Raw genomic sequence first — 16,978 nt, 5'->3', positions numbered from 1 at the left:
TTGCCGCTACTGGCATAATAAAATTTAAAGGATCAAGATGGCTGTGAACAAAAGTGTTCAATTAGGAAAAGCAAAAGACGAAGATATCGAAGATATCGATTTTGCTGCGATGTTAGAGGAGTCTTTTAAAAAGACTGAAGAAGATAGTGACGCAAAGATCGTCAGTATCAATGGTGATGAGGTTTTAATCGACGTTGGCAAGAAGTCAGAAGGCATTTTAAATGTTTCTGAGATCACTGACGCAAACGGCAACCTGACGCATAAAGTTGGCGATACGATCAAAGTTGTAATAACTGGATCAAGAAATGGAAGACCTATAGTGTCGCACAAAAAAGCACTTAGAAAAGAGAAAGTTAAAGCTTTCATCGAAGCTTACGATCCTGAAAATTCTGGCGAAATCGATGTAAAAGTAGTTGGAAAAAATAAAGGTGGTTTTATCACTCAAGACGCAAATGGCGTAGAATTTTTCTTGCCAAGAACGCACAGTGGATTTAAAAACGCTGAGGGCGTAGTTGGAAAATCATACAAAGTAAGAGTTATAAAAGTTGATAAAGAAGAGAACAGCATAGTTGTCTCAAGAAAGAAAATTTTAGATGACGACCGCAAAAAACGCAAAGAAGCCCTATCAAGCATAGTAGAAAACGATAGCGTTATAGAGGGCACAGTTAAGAAAATTACAACTTATGGTATGTTTGTTGATGTTGGCGGCGTAGACGGACTTGTTCACTACAGTGAGATAAGCTATAAAGGCCCGGTAAATCCTAGCTCTTTATATAAAGAAGGTGATAAAGTTTTAGTTAAAGTTATCAGTTATGACAACGAAAAACGCCACCTATCTCTATCTATCAAGGCAGCTACTCCAGATCCTTGGGAAGAGATCATAAGCGACGGCCTAGAAGTTGGCGACACTATAAAAGTAACAGTTAGCAACATCGAGCCTTATGGCGCATTTGTCGATCTTGGAAATGATATTGAAGGATTTTTACATATATCTGAAATTTCATGGGACAAAAATATCAAAAATCCAAAAGATCACATCAGCGAAGGCCAAGAGATCGATGTTGAGGTTATCGAAATAGACGCAAAAGGACACCGTTTAAGAGTGAGCCTTAAAAATTTACTTCCAAAGCCATTTGATGAATTTAAAGCTAAATTTAAAGAGGGCGATGTAGTAAAAGGCGTTGTGACAACTATCACAAATTTTGGTGCATTTGTTAGAGTAGGCTGCGTTGAGGGCTTGCTGCACAATGAAGATGCATCTTGGGATAGAAATGACAAATGTAAAGATATGTTCAAGGCTGGCGACGAGCTTGAGGTAAAGATCATCAAAATCGACAGCGCTGAGCAAAAAATTTCTCTAAGCCTAAAAGATCTAAAACAAAGTCCAGTTCAGGCATTTGCTAATAAATTTAGTGTAGGCGACATCGTAAAAGGAACGATCCGTGACATTAAAGAGTTTGGCGTATTTGTTGAGCTTGGCGATAACGTCGATGCGCTAATCCGCAAAGAAGATCTAGGCAGTGTAGATGCTAGCACGTTAAAGATCGGCGATGAAATCGAGGCTGCTATCGCATTTATCGATGAGAAGAAAAATAGAATTCGCCTAAGCATACGCCGTTTAGCAAAACAAAAAGAGCGTGAAGTGTTAAATGAGATCAACGATAACGACGACAAAGTAACACTTGGCGATATTATAAAAGAACAATTACGCTAGTATAAATGGGCAGACGCACACTTTTATTAGTAGTTGTTCTGCTCTTTGTGATATTAGGTTTGGTTGGAATTTATCTTGTTAAATTTGCAAGCGTAAATTTCAGCCAGATCCCAGAAAACAATATAACAAACGAGCAAAATATAACCAAAAGCACAGCTGACAGTGAAAACTGGATCAACGAGCTGGCAACTATTAAGAAAAAAGATTACATATTGCCCGTAAATGAAATTTTTATAGAATACAACCGACCTAAGATAGAAAAGCCAAAGATCACAGCATACGAACTTATGATAGACAAAAACGATATCTACTCTATGTTCTGCTTGATGCAGACTTTGCGAAATAGTGAGGTTGATTTTACTGTAGTAAGAGATGGGGCTAAGAGCCAGATCTTTTTAAATACCCAAGACTCAAGGCTTTTGCAAAATATCATTTTGCAGCTAAGAGTTTACGATATCCACTCAAGTGTGAGAGAGGTAAAATTATGAAAACTATCATTGTTTGCGATGCGATACACCCAGTAGGTTTTGAACTTTTAAAAAAAGAACAAGATATAAATGTAATAGACGCAGTTAATACTCCAAAAGATGAGCTTTTAAAAATTTTAGGCGAGGCTGATGTGGCGATCACTAGAAGCTCGACTGAGGTAAATGAGGCGTTTTTAGAAGCTGGTAAGAAACTAAAAGCTATCGTTAGAGCAGGTGTTGGCGTGGATAACGTTGATATTGATGGCTGTTCAAGAAGAGGCATCATCGCTATGAACGTCCCAACCGCAAATACTATCGCAGCAGTTGAGCTAACCATGGCTCACATGCTGGCAGCTGCAAGATCACTTGAATACGCCCACAACGATCTAAAGCTAGATAGAATTTGGAAGCGTGAGAAGTGGTATGGGGTTGAGCTGTTTAAGAAAAAACTAGGCGTGATCGGCTTTGGCAACATCGGCTCAAGAGTAGCAGCTCGTGCAAAAGCTTTTGGCATGGATATCATTGCCTACGATCCATACATCGATCCATCTAAGGTCATCGATATGGGTGGCACTTATACTAAAAATTTTGATGACATCTTGGCATGTGACTTCATCACGATCCACACTCCAAAGACCAAAGAGACAACCGATATGATCGGCGCTAAAGAGATAGCAAAGATGAAAGATGGCGTAAGACTTATAAACTGCGCTAGGGGCGGCCTTTATAACGAAGAGGCGCTATATGAGGGGCTAAAAAGCGGTAAGGTAGCTTTTGCTAGTATCGATGTTTTCACAAAAGAGCCAGCGACAAGCCATCCGCTTCTTGATCTAAATAATGTAAGTGTCACGCCACATCTTGGGGCAAATACCCTTGAGTCGCAGCGTAACATCGCAGTAGAGGCAGTCGAGCAGGCTATCTTGGCAGCACGCGGCATAAGCTATCCAAACGCTTTAAATTTACCTATAAAAACAGAAGATCTACCGCCGTTTGTTGAGCCTTATATAGATCTTACAAGCAAGATGGCTTTCTTGGCAGCTCAGATAAACAAAAGCGCTATCAAGGCTATCCGTATAGAGACTCACGGGCAGATTAGCGAATATGCAAATTCAATGCTAACATTTGCCATAGTGGGCGCACTAAAAGAGAGTCTAGGCGATGCGATAAACTACGTAAATGCTAAATTTTTATGCGACGAAAAAGGCATAACTACCGAAACTAGCACAGGTGGAGATAGTATCTTTAAAAATAAGATCACGGTTCGTCTTACTACTGAAAATGGCATCGTAAGCGTTGGTGGCACGGTGTTTGGTGAAAATCAACAACGCATCGTAACCGTAAATGGCTTTAAGACTGACTTTAAACCAAAAGGTAAGATGATCATCTTCAAAAACCACGACGTACCGGGCGTTATCGCTCAGATCAGTAAAATTTTGGCTGACGAGAAGATAAACATCGCAGACTTCCGTCTTGGCAGAGATGAGCACGGCATGGCGCTTGCGGTCATCTTGGTCGATGAACATATAAAAACAGAAACGCTAGAGAGATTAAACGCACTTGAAGCTTGTGTTTGGGCTCAATACGCAGTTATATAACAAATTACGAAAGGATAAAAAATGGCTTCATATTCAATGGGCGATCTAAAAAAGGGACTAAAGATCGAGATCGATGGCGTTCCTTATAAAATCGTAGAATATCAACACGTTAAACCGGGCAAGGGTGCAGCTTTTGTTCGTGCAAAGATCAAATCTTTTGTCGATGGAAAGGTTCTTGAAAAGACTTTTCACGCAGGTGACAAGTGCGAGCAGCCGCATCTTGAAGAGAAAGAGATGCAGTATCTCTATGACGACGGCGAGTTTTGCCAGTTTATGGACACGACTACTTATGAGCAAGTTGCGATCAGCGATGAGGATGTGGGTGATGTTAAAAAGTGGATGATCGATGGCATGATGGTTGAAATTTTATTTCACAATGGCAACGCGATCGGTGTTGAAGTGCCACAAGTAGTCGAGCTAAAGATAGTTGAAACTCCACCAAATTTCAAGGGTGATACACAAGGCGGCAAAAAGCCAGCTACTCTTGAGAGTGGCGCGGTAGTTCAGATACCATTTCACGTACTAGAAGGCGAGGTCATCCGCGTTGATACAGTTCGTGGTGAGTACATCGAGCGCGCAAATAAATAACCATACATCTGGCACGTTAAATTTATGAAAGAGAAATTTGACGAGCTTATCGCTCTTCTAAAGCCACTATTTAAGGATAATGGCTTTAGTAAGAGCGCTTTAAATTTCTACAAAAATACTCCAAATTTTATCTATGTTGTAAATTTTCAAAAAAGCAGCAGCAATAGCTTAGAGCGCACGAGATTTTATATAAATTGCGGCATTTATGGCTCATTTATAGAGGCTACTCTTGGCAAAGAAGCGCTTAGCAAGCCAAAAGAGTATGAGTGCCATTTTAGAGCTAGAGCACATGAAATCACTCGCACAGCTGCTGCATACTACGAGCTAGAGTCAGATAGTGACGTGGCTAAAATTTATAAAAATTTAATAAATGACCTTGGCTTTGTTTTTAAATTTTTTGAGCAAAATAGCTCTGAAGAAAATTTAATAGAGCTAATACTTGAAGAAAACGGCCTTGCAGCGATAAATCAAATATATGAATATCTTTTAATAAAAGACAAAAGTGAAATTTTGATCTCTCATGCCAAAAGGCTCTTCGCAAAGCATGGCAGTGAAGCAAGATGGAGCAAATTTGAAAACCAGATAAATGAGCTACTTAGAAAATATAAAAAAGGCTAGTTAAATTTTAAATGATAAATCGCATTTGGTTGTAAAAACAGTAAATACGATCAGATAAATATGTAAACTTTGCGCCTATTTTAAATTTTTATTTATTTAAGCTACTTACTAAAATTTAGGACTTATAAATTTAAAGCCATATTTTAAAATAGAAATTTGTTGTGGTTTGCGATGCACCAGCATTAAAGCATACATCTTGAACGTGCGAGAGGATTGAGGTATTTAAAGGGAGATAAGGGGGCGGCTTCGTATTTAAGCCCCCCTTGTCTCCTTCTTGGATAAATCAAATTTAATCAAGCTATTTTTACAAATTTTAAAATTCCATTCACCCACAAGGATTGACTACTAAAATTTGGCTTCGCTTGCAGCTTAGCTCAAATTTTAGAGCCGAAATTACTCGTTCATGAAATTTTTCAATTTGCGAAAACTTACTTGATAGCAAAACGCATGCGGCACTATAGTGCTATCGCGCATGCCACCTCTAACGTGCGAGGGGTTTTTACTCGGGCTTTACCTTGTAACTGCAAGCAGACGAGGGATTAAAAAAGAAGTGGGATAAGTGGACGAGTTTTTGTGTCTATCCTACAGTTGTGAGCCTGAGAAGCAAAATTCGAGTCCCCTTGTCTCCCTTTTGGATAAAGAGTTTATGAATTTAAAATCTGGATTTCAAAAATAGAAATTTACTATTTTACAAATTTTAAAATTTCATTCACTCGCAAGGATTGACTACTAAAATTTGGCTTCGCCTATTCATGAAATTTTAGAATTTGCTCATCTTGGATTATTAAATTTGTGTATTGTAGAGCTGACTATTAAATTTATATCCAAAAATGTCAGCTCTAATTTGAAATTTTGCTCGGAGTGTAATTTTAGACTTGCTGCCCAACTATCTTTTTAACAGCTAATGAGGCTAAATTTAGTCCAAAGCAAGCAGTCACGCCCATGAAGCTTCCAAGTGGCTTGCAAAGTGGCTCTTCAACCGAAAAGACCACGTCAAATTTACCGCTAAAGCCTGATTTTTTGAGCTCATATCTATATTTTCTAGCTAGTGGATCGACCGATGTTTTCCAAACGCAGGCCACCTTTATCTTGGTTGGATCAACCCTTTTTGCCCCACCCATCGAGGCTATAAATTTGTTAGGATCTACCGCATTTGCAAGGGCGATCTTGGCAGCTATATCATCTATCGCATCGATCACCACGTCAAATTTACTAAAGTCAAATCCAACAACAAACTCAGGCGTGATCAGCGTCTGCATAGGCGTGATGCAAGGATAAATTTTGGCAAACTCCTCCACCTTTACGCCGCCTACGTTTTCGCTGTAAATTTGGCGGTTTTGATTTGTCACGTCAAAGATGTCTTTATCGATCAGCGTGATGCTTCCGACCCCGCTTCTAGCAAGCGCATCTACGCACATTCCGCCCACACCACCAGCTCCGCAAACTAGCACTTTTGCGCTTTGAAGCTTGCTAAAACCATCCTCGCCAAAGAGCCATCTTATCCTTGTAAATCTATCATTTTGCATCAAATTTCCCTTTTAAGCTCTCCAAGCTCTCGTATGAGGTCATATTTAGTTTTATGGGCGTTATCGTGGCAAAGCCCTCATTTACCTTGCTGATGTCGCTTGGCTCGCCTTTTTCGTATTCAAGTGCGGCGTTTCCAAGCCAGTAGTACTCGATGCCTCTTGGGTTGCGATTAAGCGTGGCATGCGTGGCGTAGGTGCGTCTGCCAGCTGGCACGACGGCATAACCTTTGAAATTTTTGCTAGTTGTGGCTGGGATATTTACATTTAGAAATTCTCTTTGATTTAGCGAAATTTCATCATTTAGCACCTTTGGTACGATAAATTTTACTACCTCTTTTGCTAGTTCAAAGCCAAATTCATTTAGCGAGTTGTTTTCATAAAACTGCGAAAAAGCGATGCTTCTAATGCCCTGTAAAACGCCCTCCATCGCCGCTCCACACGTACCAGAATAGGTTATATCTTCGCCCAAATTTGCCCCGTGATTTATGCCGCTTATCACTAGATCTGGTTTTTTGTTATAAAGTGCGTGAAGTGCGAGATAGACGCAGTCGCTTGGCGTTGCGTCGTCAAGTTTAAAAAAGTTATCATCAAGTTTTATAAATCTAAGCGGCCTTGTGAGAGTTAGCGAGTGAGCGCAGGCTGATTTTTCAGAGCTTGGAGCTACGATCGTGACATTTACACCATCTAGCTCGCTCAAAGCTTCTTTTAAGGCAAGCAGGCCAGTTGCCTCAAATCCATCGTCATTTGTTATCAAAATTTCTTTCAAATTTTATCCTTTAAAGGCTTGGATTTTATCACAGCTTTCTTAAAATTTTAAAGAATTTTTGCGTATAATGCCCCTAAAAAAAGACCTGATGAAAGTGTGTAAATGAAAATTTTAGTCTCCGCTCTTGAGCCATCGGCAAATTTGCATTTAAAAGAAATTTTGAAAAATTTCGAGGGCGAATTTGAGCTAATGGGAATTTTTAGCGAAGAGCTTGGCACGCCATATATGAAAAGTAGCGAGTTTTCAGCGATGGGCTTTGTCGAGGTTTTGCCACTCATTTTTAAAGCAAAAAAGGCGATGAAAGTGATGAGCCAGATGGCAAAAGAGGCTGATGCAATGCTGCTAATAGACAGTCCAGCCTTTAATCTGCCGCTTGCAAAGGCGATAAAAGCAGCTGGCGCAAAAGCAGCCGTGACATACTACATCTTGCCTCAAGTTTGGGCGTGGAAGCCAAAAAGAGTGAGCGTTGTGGAGAGGTATTGTGACAACCTTGCTTCGATCCTGCCATTTGATGCAAAATTTTATAGCCGATCGATCTACGTGGGTCATCCTTTGATGGATGAGATAAAGCTTAAAAAAACTAGCCTAAGTAGCAGCGGCAAAGTGGCTTTTCTGCCAGGTTCAAGAAGGTCAGAGATTTCAAGGCTGATGCCAGTTTATAGAGAGCTTGCTAAAAAGATAGAAGCAAAAAGACTGCTTGTAGTGCCGTCATTTTTGCTTGATAAAGTGGGCGAAATTTATGGCGATGTGAGCGACTTTGAGATCGTCTCAAACACGCCTGAAGCCTTGTATGAGAGCGATTTTGCCTTTGTTTGCTCTGGCACTGCTACGCTTGAAGCAGCGCTCATTGGCACGCCATTTGTGCTAGCATATAAGGCAAAAGCGATAGATGTTTTCATCGCTAGAAAATTTGTAAAGATCAAGCACGCGGGACTTGCAAATATAATGTTTGACTTCATGGGCAAAGAGCCGCTTCATGAGGAGTTTATACAAGAGTTTGCAACGGCTGAAAATTTGCTAAGAGCCTACAAGAGCTGCGATAGGCAAAAATTCTTAAAAGGCTGCGATGAGCTAAGAGCCTACCTAGGGCATGGCAGCAGTAAAAATGTAGTAAAAATTTTAAAAAATATGGAGTAAAAAATGAGTGAACCAATGACAATGCACGGATACGAGAAGATAGAAGCTGAGCTAAAGGATCTAAGGCTAGTGCAGCGCCCACAAATCGTAACAGAGATCGACATCGCAAGAAGCCATGGCGATCTAAAAGAAAACGCTGAGTATCACGCCGCAAAAGAGAAGCAAGCCTTTATAGACGCTAGGATCGCTGAGCTTAGCGCACTTTTGGCAAACGCAGAAGTGATCGATCCAAGTAGCTATGAGCATGATAGGGTGAGGTTTGGCTCAAGTGTGACGATAATGGACGAAGAGACTGAGGTTGAGCATACTTACACGATAGTTGGCGTTAGCGAAAGTGACCTAGACAAGGGCTATATCTCGATAAACTCACCTCTTGCAAAGCAGCTTTTAGGCAAGGCTGAGGGCGATGAGGTCGCGCTAAATTTACCAAAAGGCAGAAGCGACGTTGAGATCGTTAAGATCTGCTACAAACCTATAAAATTTGACTAAAAAGATGAGGCAAAGAGCTAAAACTACTTTTTGGCTCTGCTAATTTTTAATTAAGGTAAAATTTGAGCGAATATCTATATGCCCCCGTTATAAAAGAAGGCGCGATCTTTTTGGCTGATGCGCATGAAAACATAAACCGCGATGGATTTTTGAAATTCTTGCGCGCTGTCGATAGCGGAGAGATCAAAGAGCCGCCACAGATTTTCTTGCTTGGTGATATATTTGATTTTTTAACGGGCGAGGGCGAATATACAAGAGAATTTTACGCTGAGCACTTAAGTCTTTTAAATAAAATTTCACAAAAGGTTGAAATTTTTTACTTCGAGGGCAACCACGATTTTAGACTTTCAAATTTATTTAATAAAACTAGAGATTTTTGGGACAAAGGCGAGAGGCTAAGCTTTGAGGGGGTAAAGGTTTATGACATTTGCACTCAGCCAGTGAAATTTAGAACTATAGGCGGTGAGCACATCCAGATCGCGCACGGAGATATATTTTTACCTTTTATAGATAAGTACGCACTTAGGTTTTTAAGGCTTAGATGGTTTTTGAAATTTATGAACGCGCTTGATAAAATTTTGGATTTTAAAATTTCAAAAGCGATACTAGCCAAACTTACTAAGAAAAATCTGCACTATAAAATTTCAAACTTCAAGGAGCTAATGAGCAAGCATTTGCAGGGCTTTGACGCAAGTATAGTAATAGAGGGACACTATCATCAAGGTGAGCTATTTGATATTTACGATAGATTTTATATAAATTTACCTTGTTTTGCATGCGAGCAAAGTTATTTTGTTGTAGAATACGCCCAGCAAAAGTTGAATTTGCTCAAAATGAGTTTGAAAGGACATTGATGTTTGGAGACAACGTACTAAAAACGGGCTCAAACGAGATGGAACTTGTTGATTTTCGTATCTTTAAAAAGGCCGAAAACAAAGTATATGAAGGAATATACGGAGTCAATGTCGCAAAGGTGCGGGAGATCATTAAGATGCCAAATCTTACCGAGCTTCCTGGCGTTCCTGAGTATATCGAGGGAATTTTTGATTTAAGAGGTGTGGTTATCCCTGTTATAAATTTGGCAAGATGGATGAATATCGTCGAGCCAACTGAGGGTGTAGTCATAAAGCCACGTGTTATTATCGCTGAATTTAGCGGTATATTGATCGGTTTTATCGTCCATGAGGCCAAGAGGATCAGACGTATAAACTGGAAAGACATAGAGCCTGCAAATTTTGCTGCTGGAGCTGGTACTCTAGATAAAGGCAAGATCACAGGTGTAACGAGAATAGAAAACGACGAAGTACTTCTCATTCTTGATCTTGAAAGCATCGTTGAAGAGCTAGGAATTTACTCACCAAAGATCGAATTTGACGTAACAGACGATCAAAAGATCAAAGGTGCTGCTTTAGTTCTAGATGATAGCTCAACTGCTAGAAAGCTAGTAAAAGATGCACTTGAGAAGATGGGCCTTAGCGTAGTTGAAGCTAAAAACGGCGTTGAGGGCTTAGAGAGGATGGAGGAGCTTTATCAAAGATATGGAGATAACTTAACAAAAGAGCTTAGAGTTATCTTAAGTGATATCGAAATGCCACAAATGGATGGATACCGCTTTGCTTCAACTATTAAAAATGATGATAGATTTAAAGATGTTCCGATTGTGTTTAACTCTTCATTAAGCAACGAATTTAGTGAGGTTAAGAGTAAAGAAGCCGGTGGTGCTGCGTATCTTACAAAATTTGATGCTGGTGTATTTTATCAAGAGGTGCTAAAAGTGATTGAAGCACATTCTAAATCTGCGAAGTGAGGTGAAGTATGGATGATATGAAAGAAATAATGGAAGACTTTTTAATAGAGGCTTTCGAACTTATTGAGCAGATAGACCATGACCTTGTTGAACTAGAGGCAAACCCTGAAGACTTAGAGCTTTTAAATAGAATTTTCCGTGTTGCTCACACAGTAAAAGGTAGCTCAAGCTTTTTAAATTTTGACGTTTTAACAGAGCTTACTCACCACATGGAAGATGTTTTAAACAAAGCTAGAAAAGGCGAGCTAAAGATCACTCCAGATATCATGGACGTTGTTCTTGAGTCAGTTGATATGATGAAGGGACTACTTGAGAGCATTAGAGATAACGGTAGTGACGCAGCCGCTGGCATTGATATCAAAAATATTTGTGTAAGACTTACTCAAATTTCTGAAGGTGAAGCACCAAGTGCAGCCGCAGAAGCTCCAGCCGCACCAGTACCTGAGCCAGTAAAAGAGCCAGAACCTGTCGCACCAGCCGAAGAAGCAGCTCCTGAAGTAAGCGATGCCGAGCTTTCAAAATTAAGCGACTCTGAGGTTGAAGCTGAGATAGAAAGACTTTTAAAAGTTAGAAAGGCTGAAGATCAAGCAAGACGTGCTTCAAAAGGCATAGCTCCAAAATCTCCTGAAGAGATAGCTCCAGCCACAAGCGCTGCGTCAGCACCTGCACCTAAGCCAGCTCCTAGTAGAGAAAGAGATGCAGATAAAAAAGTGCCAGCAGCTAGTAGTAACAGTGCAGTAGCACAAGAGCAAACGATACGTGTTGAAGTAAAAAGACTTGATCACTTGATGAATTTAATCGGTGAGCTTGTTCTTGGTAAAAACCGCTTGTTAAAAATTTATGATGACGTAGAAGAGAGATATGAGGGCGAGAAATTCTTAGAAGAGCTAAATCAAGTAGTATCAAGCCTAAGTTTAGTTACGACTGATATCCAACTTGCTGTTATGAAGACAAGGATGCTTCCAATAGCAAAAGTCTTTAATAAATTCCCACGTATGATACGTGATCTTAGCCGCGACCTTGGTAAGCAGATCGACCTTGAAATTTCAGGTGAAGAGACTGAGCTTGATAAATCAATCGTTGAAGAGATCGGCGATCCGCTAGTTCATATCATCAGAAACTCATGCGATCATGGCATCGAAGATCCTGAGACAAGAAAGGCAATGGGCAAACCTGAAAAAGGCCTTGTTCAGCTAAAAGCTTACAACGAGGGCAACCATATCGTTGTTGAGATAGTTGATGATGGTAAGGGCTTAGATGCTGATATGCTTAAAGCTAAGTCTATAGAAAAAGGCATCATCACTGAGCGAGAAGCTGATGCGATGAGCGAAAAAGAGGCTTTTGGTCTTATATTTAAGCCAGGATTTTCAACTGCAGCAAAGGTTACAAACGTATCTGGTCGTGGCGTTGGTATGGACGTCGTTAAGACAAATATCGAAAAGCTAAATGGTATCATTGATATCGAGAGTGAAGTTGGAAAAGGCACAGTTATGAAGCTTAAAATTCCACTTACACTTGCGATCATTCAATCACTTCTTGTTGGAACACAAGAGGAATTTTATGCGATACCACTTGCGAGCGTTCTTGAAACTGTTCGCGTACCTATCGATGATATCTATACGATCGATGGCAAAAACGTTTTAAGACTAAGAGATGAGGTCTTGTCTCTTGTTAGACTTTCAGATGTCTTTGGTGTCAATAAAGTCTTTGACGGCGGAGATCAAACTTATGTAGTTATCATCGGCGTTGCCGAGGCAAAACTGGGCATCATAGTAGATACATTAGTCGGTCAAGAAGAGATCGTTATTAAATCAATGGGTGATTATTTACAAAATATCCCAGGCATCGCTGGAGCTACTATAAGAGGCGATGGCCGCGTAACTCTTATCATAGACGTTGGTGCTATGATGGAGATGGCAAAGGATATTAAGGTAAATATTAGAGCCGAAATGGAAGATAGTGCTAAAGCAAAAGAGAAACCAAGCGATTATAAGGTCCTAATCGTTGATGACTCTAAGATGGATAGAACCATCATGCAAAAATCGCTTGAGCCAATCGGCGTCACAATAATAGAAGCAACTAACGGAGTAGAAGCACTCAATATAATTAAATCAGGCGAGCATGCCTTTGATGCGGTGCTAATCGATATTGAGATGCCAAGGATGGACGGATATACTCTAGCTGGTGAAATTCGCAAATACTCTAAGTATCGTACTTTACCGCTAATAGCAGTAACATCAAGAACGTCTAAAACTGATAGATTGCGCGGAGTAGAGGTTGGTATGACTGAATATATCACAAAACCATATTCGTCAGAATACCTTGAAAACGTTGTTAGAAAAAATATTAAATTAGGTTAGGGGTTAGGCGATGAATGATAAACTAAACCAAGTTTTAAGCAAACAAAAACAGCAAATTGACGAGCCTGAGATAAAAAACAACGAAGATATAGTCCAATTAGTAGGCTTTGTTGTTGGCGAGGAAGAGTATGCGATACCTATTTTAAATATCCAAGAGATAATCAAACCTATCGAATACACCCGTGTTCCTAGTGTGCCTGACTATGTCCTTGGTGTATTTAACTTGCGTGGAAACGTTATCCCTCTTATTGATTTGAGAAAACGTTTTTCACTAAATGTTACAAAACAAAGCTCAAACACAAGATATATCGTCATGAAAGATGAGGATAACATCGCAGGCTTCGTGATAGACCGCTTGACGGAGGCTATCAGAATAGACCGTAACAGGATCGATCCGCCGCCAGAGACTTTGGTAAAAGACAAAGGCATGATCTATGGTATCGGCAAACGCGATCAAAATATCCTTACGATTTTAAAGGTTGAAAGCCTTTTAAAGCGTGATTTTTAGGGCATAGCTTGATAAAACTTTGTGTTTTTGACTTTGACTCTACGATAATGGACGGCGAGACGATCGATATTCTCGCCGCCGCCAATAACGCCAGCGATGAGGTGGCTAGCATAACGAAGCGTTCTATGAACGGCGAACTTGATTTTTTTGAAAGTCTTACAGCAAGAGTAAAATTTTTAAAAGGAATGCCACTCTCAAAGGCAGATGAAATTTGTAAAAATTTACCTATCATGCCAGGAGCTAGCGAGCTTATAGACGCTCTAAAGCAAAAATGCATAAAAGTCGTGGTTTTTAGTGGTGGTTTTCACATCGCGACTGATAAGATGCAAGAAAAACTTAAATTTGACGCAAATTTTGCAAATATTTTGCACCATAAAGATGGAATTTTAACAGGTGAAGTTGGCGGAGAGATGATGTTTGGTAGCTCAAAAGGTGAGATGATAGATCGCTTAAAGGAGCTATTAAATTTAGATAAAAGTGAGATCATGTGCGTTGGCGACGGAGCTAACGATGTGTCTATGTTTAGAAAATGTGATCTAAAGATTGCCTTTTGTGCGAAAGAAATTTTAAAAAAAGAGGCGACGCATTGCGTGGATGTCAAGGATCTGCGTGAAATTTTAAATTTTATAAGGTAAAAAAATGTATGACAATGAAGCTAAATTTTCTCTTTGGTGTGACTTTATAGAGAGAGATTTTTTACAAAATGAATTCAACTCTTTATTAGAAAAAGGCGTTATAAACGGAGCTACAAGCAACCCAGCTATCTTTAAAACAGCTTTTGCATCACCTGCTTACAAACAGATCATACAAAATAGCAACAAGCGTCACCCAAAAGACCTCTATGAAATTTTAGCGACCCAAGATATCAAGATAGCCGCATGTAAAATGCTAAAAAACTACGCAAATGGCGATGATGGCTTTGTTAGTATAGAGGTTGATCCAAATTTAAGTGGTGATACAGCTGCTACGATAGAAGAGGGCATCAGGCTTTATAGTCTCATCTCAATGCCAAATGTAATGATAAAAATCCCAGCTACAAAAGAGGGCTATGAGGCGATGAGTGCGCTCATGGCAAGAGGCATCAGCGTAAATGCGACACTCATTTTCTCGCCAGATCAGGCTAAAAACTGCCTAGAGGCTTTTAAAGAGGGCAGTAAAGCTTACGCAAGCCGCTTTGTGGATACCACTATGCCAAAAGGCGTTATCAGCGTTTTTGTTAGTAGATTTGATAGAAAGCTTGATGAGACAATGTCTGCAAAGAGCTTGCCAACAGGGCAGATCGGCATAATGAATGCTGCAAATATCTATCATATCATTGAGGATTTTGGCTTAGAGAACGTAAGAACACTTTTTGCAAGCACAGGTGTAAAAGGTGGGAGCTTAAGAGGGGATTATTACGTTAGGGAGCTAATGTATAAAAACTCTATAAACACAGCTCCGATAGAGACGATAAAAGAATTTATAAAAGAAAAAGCTGAGGCAAAAAATGCTCCTAGCAAAGAAAATATCTCAAGCTTTTTCCACATCATAAAAAATAATGATATCGACATAAATGCTACTTATAAAGAGCTTTTAAATGACGGTTTGAAGCAGTTTGTTGCAGCATTTGATGAAATTATGAAATCACTTTAATGACCAAACAAGACCTAGACTCATATCTGTGCTCTTTAGTAGATAAAGGCGGCAGCGATCTTCATCTAAAGTCTGCAAGCCTTGTTTATGGGAGATTTAATGGTGAGATCATGCCACTTAGCGAAGAAAATTTAGACCCAAGTGATGCGGTAGCTATAGCAAATGAGCTTTTGGGGGCTAAATTTGATGAGTTTATGGATAAAAAAGATATAGATTTTTCTTATAAACTAAATGATGAGTACTGCTTTCGTGTAAATATGTTTTTGCAGATAAATGGAATTTCTGCTGTATTTCGTGTCACTCCAACGAAAATTCCAACCATAAAAGATCTAAATTTACCAAGCGTGATAGAAAAAATTTGCACAGAGACCACTCGTGGTATCATCTTAGTAACTGGCCCAACTGGAAGTGGCAAGACGACAACGCTTGCAAGTATGATAAATTTCATAAACCAGACAAAAAGATCGCACATCGTGACTATCGAAGATCCGATTGAATACGTATTTAACGACGATAAAAGCATAATAAATCAGCGCTCTATCGGGGCAGATGCGCTAAATTTCTCAGATGCGCTAAGGGCTTCATTAAGAGAAGATCCTGACATCATTTTGGTTGGTGAGATGAGAGATCTTGAGACGATTGAGACTGCCATTAGAGCTGCTGAGACTGGACACTTGGTGCTTTCGACACTTCACACACTTGATGCAAAAGAGAGTGTAAATAGAATAGTAAATAGCTTCCCACAAGGTGAGCGAGATAAGGTCAGCCTTATGTTCTCTTCAGTGCTTGCTTGCGTCATCTCACAAAGGCTAGTTAAGACGCTTTTTGGCACAAGACGCCCAGCAGTCGAGATCATGAGAAAAAATACCCGCATAAAAGAGCTCATATCTGAAGAGAAATTTGACGAGATCGATCTTGCCATAGCTGAGTCAAAAAATACTTACGGCATGCAAACTTTTGACCAGCACCTGCTTGAACTTTATGAAAATAAGATAATTAGTGCCGAAGTAGCGCTTGATAATGCTAGTAACAGGGGTGATTTACAGCTTAAGATAAAAAGCTCAAATGTAGCAGGTTTTAGCTTTGAAAATGGTGTAAATTTTGGCAAACCTCAAAGCAAACAAGATCAACCTGAAGTGATCGCACTTAAAGAAATTTAGTAAGCTTTATCTGAAATTTATAAAGCATTAGATAAAATCAGCACCTATTTTTTATGAAAGGAAAACGATGTTAGAAGGAATCGTTAGAGAGAGTATCGGTAAGAAGTCTGCGAAGGCTTTGAGAAGAGATGGTTATCTAATCGCCAACATTTATGGCAAGGGATTAGAGAATGTTGCAGCTGCTTTTAAAGTAAATGACTTTATTAAAGAAGCGCGCAAAAAAGAGAGCCTTGCTTTTGATGTAAAAGTAGGCGGAAAAGTTTATAATGTCGTTATTGTTGATTACCAAAGAGATGTTGTTACAAGCGATCTTAAACACGTGGATCTAAAAGTAGCACTTCCAGGCGTTTTATCAAAATATATGATCCCGGTTAAGCCAGTTGGAACACCTATTGGTCTTAAAAATAAGGGCGTTTTGATACAGTCAAAAAGACGTCTTTGCGTAAAATGCACGGCTGAAAATTTACCAAATTCATTTGATGTTGATGTAAGCAAACTTGACATTGATGATACGATTTTGGTTCGTGATATCACAGCTCCTAAAGGCGTTACTATCATTGACGCTGACCGTGTTGCGGTACTTGGAGTTATTAAAGCTAAATAAAAAGGGC

17 protein-coding genes are annotated in these 16,978 nt (G+C 39.6%); 15 read left to right on the top strand and 2 right to left on the bottom strand.

Features of this window, described 5'->3' with window-relative positions; genetic code table 11:
* The first annotated feature begins 37 nt into the window (after positions 1–37).
* Genes CVT08_RS07220 through CVT08_RS07200 form a run of 5 tightly spaced genes read left to right on the top strand, consistent with a single transcriptional unit; the run spans position 38 to position 4,982 of the window.
* The gene (locus CVT08_RS07220; RefSeq protein WP_103572093.1) at positions 38–1,714 is read left to right on the top strand and encodes a 30S ribosomal protein S1; all 1,677 of its coding nucleotides are present in this window, start codon (positions 38–40) and stop codon (positions 1,712–1,714) included.
* A gap of 5 nt (positions 1,715–1,719) precedes the next feature.
* Positions 1,720–2,202 (top strand): hypothetical protein, encoded by a 483-nt coding sequence (locus CVT08_RS07215; RefSeq protein WP_107856026.1) that lies wholly within the window; start codon positions 1,720–1,722, stop codon positions 2,200–2,202.
* On the top strand, positions 2,196–3,776 hold the full coding sequence (gene serA / locus CVT08_RS07210) for a phosphoglycerate dehydrogenase (protein ID WP_230855973.1): 1,581 nt from the start codon (positions 2,196–2,198) through the stop codon (positions 3,774–3,776). The genes CVT08_RS07215 and serA overlap by 7 nt, the downstream gene beginning before the upstream one ends.
* 21 nt (positions 3,777–3,797) lie before the next feature.
* Positions 3,798–4,364 (top strand): elongation factor P, encoded by a 567-nt coding sequence (efp, locus tag CVT08_RS07205; RefSeq protein ID WP_004317246.1) that lies wholly within the window; start codon positions 3,798–3,800, stop codon positions 4,362–4,364.
* 24 nt (positions 4,365–4,388) lie between these two features.
* The gene (locus CVT08_RS07200) at positions 4,389–4,982 is read left to right on the top strand and encodes a DUF4304 domain-containing protein (protein WP_103642954.1); all 594 of its coding nucleotides are present in this window, start codon (positions 4,389–4,391) and stop codon (positions 4,980–4,982) included.
* An 869-nt stretch (positions 4,983–5,851) separates the two neighbouring features.
* Here CVT08_RS07200 and CVT08_RS07195 read toward each other — a convergent pair.
* Both CVT08_RS07195 and surE read right to left on the bottom strand, forming a co-directional pair.
* Positions 5,852–6,508: a tRNA threonylcarbamoyladenosine dehydratase gene (locus CVT08_RS07195; RefSeq protein WP_103607942.1), complete on the bottom strand. Its 657-nt coding sequence runs from the start codon at positions 6,506–6,508 to the stop codon at positions 5,852–5,854.
* Positions 6,498–7,274 (bottom strand): 5'/3'-nucleotidase SurE, encoded by a 777-nt coding sequence (gene surE, locus CVT08_RS07190; protein ID WP_107856024.1) that lies wholly within the window; start codon positions 7,272–7,274, stop codon positions 6,498–6,500. The genes CVT08_RS07195 and surE overlap by 11 nt, the downstream gene beginning before the upstream one ends.
* Before the next feature lie 102 nt (positions 7,275–7,376).
* Here surE and lpxB point away from each other — a divergent pair, with 102 nt between their 5' ends.
* From lpxB to CVT08_RS07140, 10 genes are all read left to right on the top strand, one after another.
* Positions 7,377–8,411, top strand: coding sequence for a lipid-A-disaccharide synthase (lpxB, locus tag CVT08_RS07185; RefSeq protein ID WP_107856023.1), 1,035 nt, complete (start codon positions 7,377–7,379; stop codon positions 8,409–8,411).
* Between the two features lie 3 nt (positions 8,412–8,414).
* The gene (gene greA, locus CVT08_RS07180) at positions 8,415–8,900 is read left to right on the top strand and encodes a transcription elongation factor GreA (RefSeq protein ID WP_012001423.1); all 486 of its coding nucleotides are present in this window, start codon (positions 8,415–8,417) and stop codon (positions 8,898–8,900) included.
* A gap of 62 nt (positions 8,901–8,962) precedes the next feature.
* A complete protein-coding gene (locus CVT08_RS07175) occupies positions 8,963–9,754 on the top strand; it encodes a UDP-2,3-diacylglucosamine diphosphatase (protein ID WP_107856022.1) in 792 nt (263 codons plus the stop codon).
* Positions 9,754–10,707 (top strand): chemotaxis protein, encoded by a 954-nt coding sequence (locus CVT08_RS07170; protein WP_012001425.1) that lies wholly within the window; start codon positions 9,754–9,756, stop codon positions 10,705–10,707. Before CVT08_RS07175 ends, CVT08_RS07170 begins: the two co-directional genes overlap by 1 nt.
* Positions 10,708–10,715: 8 nt before the next feature.
* Positions 10,716–13,067, top strand: a complete 2,352-nt coding sequence (locus CVT08_RS07165; RefSeq protein WP_107856021.1) for a hybrid sensor histidine kinase/response regulator — start codon at positions 10,716–10,718, stop codon at positions 13,065–13,067.
* A gap of 10 nt (positions 13,068–13,077) precedes the next feature.
* Entirely contained in the window at positions 13,078–13,575 is a 498-nt protein-coding gene (locus tag CVT08_RS07160) for a chemotaxis protein CheW (protein ID WP_021087872.1), read from the top strand.
* Positions 13,576–13,583: 8 nt separating this feature from the next.
* The gene (gene serB, locus CVT08_RS07155) at positions 13,584–14,210 is read left to right on the top strand and encodes a phosphoserine phosphatase SerB (RefSeq protein ID WP_107856020.1); all 627 of its coding nucleotides are present in this window, start codon (positions 13,584–13,586) and stop codon (positions 14,208–14,210) included.
* A gap of 4 nt (positions 14,211–14,214) precedes the next feature.
* Positions 14,215–15,207 carry a transaldolase gene (locus CVT08_RS07150; RefSeq protein ID WP_107856019.1) on the top strand — a complete coding sequence of 331 codons (993 nt, stop codon included), beginning with the start codon at positions 14,215–14,217 and terminating at the stop codon, positions 15,205–15,207.
* Positions 15,207–16,367 carry a type IV pilus twitching motility protein PilT gene (locus CVT08_RS07145; protein ID WP_021087845.1) on the top strand — a complete coding sequence of 387 codons (1,161 nt, stop codon included), beginning with the start codon at positions 15,207–15,209 and terminating at the stop codon, positions 16,365–16,367. Before CVT08_RS07150 ends, CVT08_RS07145 begins: the two co-directional genes overlap by 1 nt.
* A 67-nt stretch (positions 16,368–16,434) precedes the next feature.
* Positions 16,435–16,971: a 50S ribosomal protein L25/general stress protein Ctc gene (locus tag CVT08_RS07140; RefSeq protein ID WP_002939542.1), complete on the top strand. Its 537-nt coding sequence runs from the start codon at positions 16,435–16,437 to the stop codon at positions 16,969–16,971.
* Positions 16,972–16,978 lie beyond the last annotated feature (7 nt).

It is taken from the genome of Campylobacter concisus, assembly GCF_003048835.2.
Taxonomy (GTDB): domain Bacteria; phylum Campylobacterota; class Campylobacteria; order Campylobacterales; family Campylobacteraceae; genus Campylobacter_A; species Campylobacter_A concisus_D.
The sequence above is the reverse complement of the archived record's forward strand: the minus strand, read 5'-3'. Positions and strand labels throughout refer to the sequence as shown.